The organism is Shewanella marinintestina, from assembly GCF_023283845.1.
Taxonomy (GTDB): Bacteria; Pseudomonadota; Gammaproteobacteria; order Enterobacterales; family Shewanellaceae; genus Shewanella; species Shewanella marinintestina.
In genome coordinates this window covers 43,314-53,216 of the sequence record NZ_JAKILC010000024.1, presented here as the reverse complement: position 1 = coordinate 53,216, position 9,903 = coordinate 43,314, and the positions used below count along the sequence as shown (strand labels likewise).

The following is a 9,903-nucleotide window of genomic DNA, read 5'->3' as shown; positions in this document are numbered from 1 at the left end:
GACATATCGGGTTCGAACCGATGACCTATACCTTGGCAAGGTATCGCTCTACCAACTGAGCTAATGTCGCATAAAACTTTTTTACTTACCGGACTTGGTGTTCCCATAAGCTTTAATTTGGAGCGACATATCGGGTTCGAACCGATGACCTATACCTTGGCAAGGTATCGCTCTACCAACTGAGCTAATGTCGCGTAAAACTTTTTTACTTACCAGACTTGGTGTTCCCGTAAGCGTTAAATTGGAGCGACATATCGGGTTCGAACCGATGACCTATACCTTGGCAAGGTATCGCTCTACCAACTGAGCTAATGTCGCATTTCAATTTAAAATTTGGAGCGACATATCGGGTTCGAACCGATGACCTATACCTTGGCAAGGTATCGCTCTACCAACTGAGCTAATGTCGCATTTCAACTTTTATCAATAATCACTAAGTTGGTGCTTAGCGAAAAGTTGAGGCCGCATTATATGAAAATTTCCCTACTCTGCAACCCTTTCTTTCAAATAATCTGACTGATCGGTTAAATAGTAAATACTTTAGCTCGATAAAACTGCAATTCGGCGATAGATTCTTCGATATCTTGTAAAGCTTGGTGGGTATTCTTTTTGCTAAAGCCATCCATTGCGGTTGGCTGCCAACGACGAACTAACTCTTTAATCGTGCTCACATCGATATTACGATAATGGAAGTAATTCTCAAGCTCTGGCATATAGCGGTTTAAAAAGCGACGATCTTGACCAATACTATTACCACACATAGGTGAAGCACCTGCTGGCACATGTTGTGATAAGAATGCGATAGTCTCTGCAATTGCTTGCTCTTCATTTACTGTACTTGCTCTAACACGATCAACTAAACCTGATTCACCGTGGTGTTTTTGGTTCCAGTCATCCATTAACGCTAATTGTTCATCAGATTGATGAATCGCAATAACAGGGCCTTGGGCAATAATATTTAGCTCTTTATCTGTCACGATTGTGGCCATTTCTATAATCTTATCAACGGTAGGCTCTAGCCCTGTCATTTCTAAATCGACCCAAATCAGATTGTTTTCATCTATAGCCATAATGCGACCTGTTATTCCTGTTAGCCTAAATTCAGGCTTTTTTGTTTAAGACCGTGTATCATACTGCTTTTTTAAGCAACACAAAATCACCTTTATCATTGAAGACTAATACGTGAGTAAAAAGAAACCGCTAAGCCATGGTCAATTACGCAGAATGCGGACCAACCAAAAAAAGAAATTACAGAGCCACGATGCAGGCGAAACGACTGATTTACAAGACAGTACGTTAGGACCTGAGCAGCAAGGCACCATTATTTCCCGTTTCGGCCAGCATGCTGATGTCGAAACCGACGGAGGCCATCTTGCTCGCTGTAATATTCGTCGCAATATTAAAAGCCTAGTAACCGGTGATAAGGTAATTGTGCGTTTAGCATTAACCAGTGAGTCTGGTGCTAGCCGTATCGAAGGTATTGTTGAAGCCGTGCATCCTAGGCATTCACAACTTTCGCGCCCTGATCTTTATGATGGCGTAAAGATTATCGCCTCTAATATCGACCAAATTCTGATTGTCACCTCAGTCAAACCAGCTTTTACAACTCAGATTATTGACCGCTACCTAGTTGCGGCTGAAGATACCGGCATTGAACCTGTTATTATCTTGAATAAAGTTGATTTGATCACTGCTGAAGAAGCTCCTGAAATCGATGCTGCATTAGAACGTTATAAAGCCATTGGTTATCAAGTGTATCGAGTGAGTAGCAAAACCGGCGAAGGTGTTGAGCAACTACATGCATTAATGAATGACAAAGTGAACGTATTTGTTGGCCAGTCTGGTGTAGGTAAATCTTCAATGATTAACGCCATGATGCCAGATGCAGAACTTATTACCGGTGATATTTCTGAAAACTCAGGTCTTGGACAGCACACCACAACTACAGCCAAGCTACTACATATCGCAACTGGTGGTGATTTAATTGACTCTCCAGGTGTACGTGAATTTGCATTATGGCATTTACCGGCTGATCGTGTGGGCTGGTGCTTTGTTGAGTTCAGAGACTACTTAGGTACTTGTAAGTTTAGAGACTGCAAACATTTAAACGACCCTGGATGCTCAATTACCGAAGCGTTTAAAGCCGGAGAAATAACAGAGGATAGATACAATAACTATCATCGTATTATCGCCAGCCTAGACGAGCAAAGACACGCTCGCCACTTTAGAGCCGGCCCAGACGAATAGTCTATGCGGTAAGAAAAGTTTAAACATAGTTAAAGCAGCGCTCTATTTAACCTCAAATAAACATTGCACCTAAATAGCAAAGGCTTTGAGCATTGAGGGCGTCGCAACATAAACAATAGATAGCACCTACAGGTTAGGTGACAGATTTAAGGATATTCAAATTGGATAAAGTAAAAATTGCTCTGCAATATATTATGCCTAAGCATTTGCTTTCTCGTCTTGTTGGCAAGCTTGCTGCTGCAGAAATGGGCTCTGTAACAACGGCTGCAATTAACTGGTTCATTAAACAATATAAAATTGATATGAGCGAAGCCGCTGAACCAGAAGCAACGGCTTACCGTACATTTAATGACTTTTTCACTCGAGCATTAAAGCCTGGTATGCGCCCACTTTGCGAAGACAATGACTATATCGTTCATCCCGTTGACGGTGCAGTCAGCCAGTTAGGCCCAATTAAAGAAGGTCGTATTTTTCAAGCTAAAGGTCATGACTATTCTTCACTTGCGCTGCTAGGCGATCAAGCTGATGATGCTAAGCGTTTTGAAGGTGGTGACTTTGCCACTATCTACCTTGCCCCAAAAGACTATCATCGTATTCATATGCCAATTAAAGGCACCTTGTCTAAGATGACCTACGTGCCAGGCGAACTATTTTCAGTAAACCCGCTAACAGCAGAAAATGTACCGGGCCTTTTTGCCCGTAACGAACGTGTTGTAGCCATTTTTGAAACTGAAATAGGTCCTATGGCGATGGTACTTGTTGGCGCAACAATTGTAGCGAGTATTGAAACTGTTTGGGCTGGCACCATTACTCCTCCAACAGGCAAAAAAGTATTCACTTGGGATTACCCAACTGAAGGCCCTAATGCACTAACTCTAGAGAAAGGCGCTGAAATGGGTCGTTTCAAACTAGGAAGCACTGTAGTAATGCTATTTGCAAAAGATGCATTAGATGAATTTGCCGATGGAGTAGAACCTAAAAGTGTGACGCGTATGGGTCAAGCTTTTGCAAAAATCGAAGATTAATCTCTCAAGGTAGGCATGGATAGTAAAAAGACAGGACTGTTAGAACTCCACTTCGCGGTATTACTCTTTGGTGGTACCGCTTTATTTTCCAAGCTTATTCCCCTCAGCGCACTAGATATTACTCTACTGCGCTGTGTTGTTGCTGCCAGCGTTCTTGCGTTAATCGTTAAAGTCAGTAAGCAACCTTTATCACTCAATGTAGGTAAAGACTACTTTATTGCCATTGGGCTTGGGGTCCTTGTAAGCCTTCATTGGGTCACGTACTTTGCTTCCATGCAACTGTCATCCGTAGCAATAGGTATGATTGCCTTTTTTACCTATCCAGTTATGACTGTACTCGCCGAGCCTATAGTCACCAAAACCAAGCTAAAGTTAGCCGATGTGGTTAGTGGTATATTGGTATTGATTGGAGTGTCTTTATTGATCCCTGAGGCAAGTTTAGGTAACGACGTGACCTTAGGTATTGCTGTCGGCATCTTATCCGCGGCGCTATTTACAGCGCGTAACCTACTCCACAAACGTTATTTTTCAGTCTATAGCGGTCAGCAAGCAATGTTTTACCAAACCTCTGTTGCAGTATTCTTTCTTGCACCTTGGATGGAAGTAGAACTCAATACCATAGAGCAAAATGTTTGGTGGTTAATCATTTTATTAGGCGTGGTTTTTACAGCTGCTCCCCACGCACTATTTACTTCTGCATTAAGACTATTAAGCGCAAAAACCGTTGGTTTAGTCTCTTGCTTACAGCCTTTTTACGGTGCAGTGCTTGCATTACTTATCCTCAATGAAGATTTAGCCCTGAAAACCGTTATTGGCGGCACATTAGTTGTGGCAACAGCACTATTCGAGACTCAACAAAGTCACAGATCAAATAGCGTAAAAAAGACTGCCTAGAGCGATTTATTTATCAAGATAACTTGGCTACTATAACTAGGTCTTTTTTGCTTGCTCAAACTCTTATCATGTATCGTTTTTTATTGCTCGTTCTGTGTGTATTAACCCTATCGGCCAACGCTAATCCTCTTCAGCTTGAAAAACGGTTAGGGCTTTCTCCTACGAATGCAGAATCAACCCCACAAGAACAGCTAATACTATTACAAGATAAAACGAGTGATCTGCTTTTAACTACAACAAACGCTGAAGATTTAGTGCGTAATTATGCCGAGCATAAGCAAAATCTATTAGCACAAATTGAGGAAGCTAAACAAGCTCTTAGTGCTTCATCACAGCAAGATATCAATCAACAAGCTTCGCTGGCTTATCTGCGCTTATCTGAATTAAAAGAAGTAGAGATCAGTCTAGGTCAAAAAATTAATGGCTTGATAAAATCTCATAATGAACTTCCAAACGCCTTAGTCGAAGCTAGAGATACACTGCTAAAGCATAAAAAGATCCGCATTAGCAAAGAGCAAACAATTGCTAATGATATAGTAACGGCACAAAGAGCACTCTATCAGCAGCATGTAAAAACCCTAGAAGCCTTGTTAGCAAGCAGCCAAAAAGAGATAGAGTTAAACCAGCTGCAATTAAAACTTGTTCGAGAGCAACTCGCTCAACAAGAGTTATTGATTGAGCAACTCAACCAACAAATAGTAAAGAAAAGACAAGCACAAACCGAAGCGGCGATCGCAGGAAGTCTATTGCCTAGCGATAAGAATCATGACCCTATCGCCCAAGAGCTTAGCGATAGTAATCTTATTTACGGTGAAAGCTTAAAAGAAGTTAACCATAAGATCAGTTCAACCCTCAATCAACAAGAACAAGCTGAAGCCTTATATCAAACTCAAGCTAAACAGCTATCGACTATCCAACAGCAAATTGGCTGGATCAAACTAAACTCAGCATTTGGCGAGCGTTTTTTGCAAATGCTACAGGCTTTGCCTAAGCCACCAAGCCAAGAACCCGTTCAAAGTGAAATAGCAAATACTCGCCTTGCGCGCTATCAAATCGAGCAAGCGCAAACACTAAACAGCCAACAAACTACTGAAGCAGCTGTTGGTAACTCATTGCAACGCAAATTACTCGAGTCACAAGGCTTACTGCTGCAACAACTGCTACAAAGCTATGATCAGTATCTTAGCGAACTTGCTAACCTGAGGGTTAATTACGAACAGCTCAACCAGCAATATCTAACCTTAAAGAGCATACTCAACGAGCACCTTTTCTGGGTTCCCAATGCAAATAGTATTGGTGGTTTGTGGATCACGGATCTACATCAGAGTATTCAATGGATGCTACAGCAGGCACCTTGGAGCCAAATGCAAAGCTCGTTTGATGAACAGAGCTCACTTTGGTCTTGGTGGTTAATCCTGTTTGTTATTAGCATGCTAGCCCAAGATATTCTTACGCCTAAATTTAAGTCGGCAATGCGTCGTGAATTGCCCTTTGTCGGTAACGTAACCCAAGATAAGTTTATTTATACATTTCACGTTTTGATTAACTCATTTGGTTACAGTCTACTAAAGCCCCTTCCTATCGTGTTGGCTGGCGGCATATTTTATCAGTCAAGTCATAATTTTGTTTCCGCTATCGGTATGGGGATTATGGCGTCGGGTATTTTGTACCAGTTATATCGCTTCATCTTCTTGCTAGCATTAGATAGAGGCTTATTAATCAACCACTTTAAGGCGCCAAAATCACTTGTTAGATCAGGGCTAGATCGCTTTAAAAAATTTACGATTATGGCAACACCATTCTTTGCTATCATGGCTTTTACGGAAGTAATAGATACCTCGCTTGTACGTAATAGTTTAGGCCGTGGCGCGTTTATACTATTTTGCTTGATGCTGTTTTGGTTTTACAAAGACATGCTAAGCCTGTCGAATAAACAGAGCACTGAGGAGCACAGTAAAAATAAGAAGCTAATCCAGAAATTACTTTGGGCGATGCTTATTATTATGCCACTCGCCTGTGCAGTTTTAGCCTTCCAAGGTTATTACTACACCGCATTCCAAATGTTCTTACAGCTACAACTATCTTTAGTTTTTGGTCTAGGCTTCTTGCTGCTGTATCACTTGATAAAGCGCTGGATGCTTATTGAGCGTCGCCGTATTGCCTTTGAACGCGCTAAAGCAAAACGTGCAGAACTGCTGGCTCAACGTGAAAAAGGCGAAGTCAGTGTTGGCGATCAAAGCGATACTTATGAAGAACCTATCGTCGACCTAGAAACTATCTCTAGCCAGTCTTTAGGCTTGGTTCGCTCGTTATTATTGCTCGCGTTTTTAGCCAGTATTGTGGGTTTGTGGACTCAAACTCATACCGCACTATTCTCACTGCTTGATGGTGTGACTTTATGGTCAAGCAACACCACAGTAAATGGTATTGAACAGCAGATCCCGATCACTCTTAAGTCGTTGTTGCTTTCACTGATTATCGTTGGATTCTCGATGATGATTGCGACTAACTTACCCGGCCTTATTGAGTTAACCATCTTACAGAGATTAGATCTAAGCCAAGGCACTGGGTTCGCACTTACCACAGTAAGTCGTTATTTGGTTGTACTGTTTGGTGTCTTAAGCGGTTTCTCAACCTTAGGTATGGAGTGGTCGAAGTTACAGTGGCTTGTGGCTGCATTATCGGTCGGCTTAGGTTTTGGCCTACAAGAGATCTTTGCTAACTTTATCTCAGGTTTAATTATCCTATTCGAAAAGCCTGTACGCATCGGTGACACTGTAACAATACGCGATCTCACCGGCACAGTGAGTAAGATCCAGATCCGTGCCACCACTATCGTTGACTGGGATCGTAAAGAGATCATCGTACCTAATAAGGCTTTTATTACCGAGCAGCTAATCAACTGGTCTTTATCCGATCCTATTACTCGCGTCATTGTCTATGTATCAGTTGCAAGAGACTCTGATCCAGCACGTGTTGAAGCAGCACTTTATCAAGCCGTACAAGACTGTGATGATGCACTATTGTCACCTGAACCAGAAGTTTGGTTCGCAGGGTTTGGTCAACATACACAAGATTTTGAAGTAAGAGCTTACGCTAAAGATATGGGCGCACGCTGGCCGTTAAAACATAAGCTGCACAAACAGATCACTAAAAAATTAAATGAAAATAATTTAGTACTCGCTTATCCTCAGCTTGAGGTGCACTTGTCGTCGAGCCAAAGCAAAGACGTCCAAAACTTAATTAGAAGCTAATTAGAGAGTATAAAAACTGCTATGAAGATATTTGCTCACCGCGGTGCCAGTGGTTATATTGCTGAAAATACTCTCGCCGCTTTCGCCAAAGCTATTGAGCTCGGCGCAACTGCGGTTGAGCTTGATATTCACCTCGTTGAAGATGAGCTCTATGTATTTCACGACCGACGTCTTGAGCCTAAAAGCTCCGGACACGGCTTAATAGAGCAATACAGTAAAGCAGCTATAAGCCAGTTAACAATTGGGGGGGAGCAAATCCCAACCTTGTGGCAAGTACTTACTTTGCTTAAGCCCCACAACACCTTAGTTAACATTGAACTAAAAGGGCTTGCTTGCCTTGATGCTTTTGTAGCGCTTTATCCTAAACTTATCAACGAACTAGAATACGATAACAATAAGCTGCTAATGTCATCGTTTAATCACCCTTTTCTTGCGGGCTTAAAACAGCGATATTCAGATGCACATGTTGCTCCATTAATCGAAGGCATCCCACTAGAATTGGCTGGTGTCGTTAGCCAACTCAATGCGTATTCTATTCATTTAGGTCTTAGTTTCACCACCCAAGAAATGGTGGATGACGCTCACAAAAGAGGCGCCAAAGTGTATGTTTACACCGTAGACAATCTAGATGATCTTGATATGCTAAAACAGATGGGCGTAGATGGTATTTTTACTAACTATCCCGACCGAGCACTGCAGCATTTAGCGCAATTAAGTAAATAGCAAAACACGCGTACTGTATAAAGCGAGTAAAATAAACTAGACTTAAATTAGTAGCTTACATAGTGGTTAGACTTGCCTATTGCGCTGCGCCCAGCTTCCGATAAAGAAGAAAACAGCAACAACCAATACAAACAACCAATGGGTCGGTACTTTTGCCATATACTGCGCTAACAATGGGCTTAAATGGATAATAATCAGCCCGTAACCAAACGCGTTCACAATAATGAAAATCAAGGTTCGTAGCAAAAAAGAGCGTCCTGCAAAATAACGACGTAAGAAACGATTGATGTCAGCACCAAACACGACAAGCAAGCAGGCTACAATTGCAGTAGCGACTTCTGTCAACCAAGGGTAAATAAACGCCCCTAAATAGTTCAAAAATTCAATTAGGTTAGATATTAGATTCGCCATTTATTAAGTACATAAAAACATAGATAAATGTAGGATATAGGGAGTTAGTATGGGACACAAGTTACTCTTACTCACCAGAGAAAATGAGCGTTATCGCCAACTGTTAAACTCATGCCATCTGCCAAACACCATTATTTTGGACGATGATCCTCAAGGTATTTTTAATGCCGATATCTGGCTAGCTGAGCCTAAGCTAGCCGCACCATTATTACCCCATGCCGCTAATTTAAAGTGGATGCAATCGACCTTTGCAGGTGTCGATGCACTCGTAAAACCTAGACAAAGAAAAGATTATGAGCTCACCAATGTTAGAGGAATTTTTGGTCCACTTATGAGCGAGTACCTATTTGGTTACCTACTAGCCTATCAACGTGATCATAAAAAATATAAAACCCAACAAGATCAGAAAGTTTGGTTACCTGGTAGTTTTAAAACGCTTCAAGGCCAAACCTTACTCTTGTTAGGTACAGGCTCTATTGCTAAGCATATCGCTCAAACAGCCAAGCACTTTGGGATGCATGTTATTGGGATTAATCGTGGCGCTAAGCCCACAAGAGGCTTTGATGAAGTCGACACATTGGCAAACCTAACCCACTACCTCCCCCGAGCAGATGCCGTTGCTAGCATCTTACCAAGCACACCAGAAACCAAAGGTGCACTCAACCCGCAAACCTTGTCACTATTAAAGGACGAAGTTGTGCTATTTAACCTTGGCCGCGGAGACGTACTCGATCTCGACGCTCTCTATCAACAGCTTGTCACTCACACAGAACAGCAAGCGATTTTAGATGTGTTCAACCAAGAACCATTACCTGACGATCACCCTATTTGGTCACTAGATAATGTCATCATTACGCCGCATATCGCAGCTCCTAGCTTTCCAGAGCAAGTAGTAGAGATCTTTTCTGAAAACTTTCACAAGTGGATAAAAGGCGAAAAGTTATCTCATAGAGTCCACTTTGAGCGCGGCTATTAGGCTAAGACTTAGTATAAACTTTTCTATGAAGCTGCCTGCAACCTCAATAGTAATGTGATGTAGGCACGCTTTTTAATAACGAGTAGCAACCAAATACGTCATAATTATATCTAGCCGCTATTAGCATTGAGAATTATTTTCATTTATACTTCGGCTATATTCGATTTAGAGATGATATTTAATGTACGTTTGTCTTTGTCACGCAATTACTGATACGCAAATCAAAGAAGCAGTTAGACAAGGTGATATGTCACTTGCCGACGTTAAAAAACGTCTTGGTGTTGCGGACCAATGTGGTAAATGTGCCAAAATGGCAACCCAGATCATCCAAAGACAAGTTGATATCGAACCCAACTTTTATGAAGTGGCTTAA

At 41.7% G+C, this 9,903-nt stretch carries 9 protein-coding genes and 3 tRNA genes; 7 read left to right on the top strand and 5 right to left on the bottom strand.

All coding sequences use genetic code 11. The features are described 5' to 3' along the window. Positions 1-118: 118 nt before the first annotated feature. The 4 genes from L2747_RS19750 to orn form a co-directional block, all read right to left on the bottom strand. Positions 119-194, bottom strand: a tRNA-Gly gene (locus tag L2747_RS19750). A gap of 48 nt (positions 195-242) precedes the next feature. Further along, positions 243-318 (bottom strand) — tRNA-Gly (locus L2747_RS19745). A 16-nt stretch (positions 319-334) separates the two neighbouring features. Then, positions 335-410 (bottom strand) — tRNA-Gly (locus L2747_RS19740). A gap of 114 nt (positions 411-524) precedes the next feature. Then, positions 525-1,070 (bottom strand): oligoribonuclease, encoded by a 546-nt coding sequence (gene orn / locus L2747_RS19735; protein ID WP_249000684.1) that lies wholly within the window; start codon positions 1,068-1,070, stop codon positions 525-527. Between the two features lie 112 nt (positions 1,071-1,182). On the opposite strand from orn, the gene rsgA reads away from it, so the two are divergent. The 5 genes from rsgA to L2747_RS19710 all read left to right on the top strand — a co-directional run bounded on the left by rsgA (position 1,183) and on the right by L2747_RS19710 (position 8,143). After that, positions 1,183-2,247 carry a small ribosomal subunit biogenesis GTPase RsgA gene (gene rsgA / locus L2747_RS19730; RefSeq protein WP_249000683.1) on the top strand — a complete coding sequence of 355 codons (1,065 nt, stop codon included), beginning with the start codon at positions 1,183-1,185 and terminating at the stop codon, positions 2,245-2,247. 161 nt (positions 2,248-2,408) lie between these two features. After that, complete coding sequence (asd, locus tag L2747_RS19725) at positions 2,409-3,272, top strand: archaetidylserine decarboxylase (RefSeq protein ID WP_249000682.1); 864 nt, start codon at positions 2,409-2,411, stop codon at positions 3,270-3,272. Between the two features lie 15 nt (positions 3,273-3,287). Further along, complete coding sequence (locus L2747_RS19720) at positions 3,288-4,166, top strand: DMT family transporter (protein ID WP_249000681.1); 879 nt, start codon at positions 3,288-3,290, stop codon at positions 4,164-4,166. Between the two features lie 68 nt (positions 4,167-4,234). Next, on the top strand, positions 4,235-7,420 hold the full coding sequence (locus L2747_RS19715) for a mechanosensitive ion channel domain-containing protein (protein WP_249000685.1): 3,186 nt from the start codon (positions 4,235-4,237) through the stop codon (positions 7,418-7,420). Positions 7,421-7,441: 21 nt separating this feature from the next. Then, a complete protein-coding gene (locus L2747_RS19710; RefSeq protein WP_249000680.1) occupies positions 7,442-8,143 on the top strand; it encodes a glycerophosphodiester phosphodiesterase in 702 nt (233 codons plus the stop codon). A 66-nt stretch (positions 8,144-8,209) separates the two neighbouring features. On the opposite strand, the gene L2747_RS19705 is transcribed toward L2747_RS19710, so the two are convergent. Continuing rightward, complete coding sequence (locus L2747_RS19705) at positions 8,210-8,554, bottom strand: DUF3392 domain-containing protein (RefSeq protein ID WP_249000679.1); 345 nt, start codon at positions 8,552-8,554, stop codon at positions 8,210-8,212. A 49-nt stretch (positions 8,555-8,603) separates the two neighbouring features. Here L2747_RS19705 and L2747_RS19700 point away from each other — a divergent pair, with 49 nt between their 5' ends. Both L2747_RS19700 and L2747_RS19695 read left to right on the top strand, forming a co-directional pair. Beyond that, the gene (locus tag L2747_RS19700; protein ID WP_249000678.1) at positions 8,604-9,530 is read left to right on the top strand and encodes a D-2-hydroxyacid dehydrogenase; all 927 of its coding nucleotides are present in this window, start codon (positions 8,604-8,606) and stop codon (positions 9,528-9,530) included. A gap of 181 nt (positions 9,531-9,711) precedes the next feature. After that, positions 9,712-9,903 (top strand): bacterioferritin-associated ferredoxin, encoded by a 192-nt coding sequence (locus tag L2747_RS19695; protein WP_249000677.1) that lies wholly within the window; start codon positions 9,712-9,714, stop codon positions 9,901-9,903.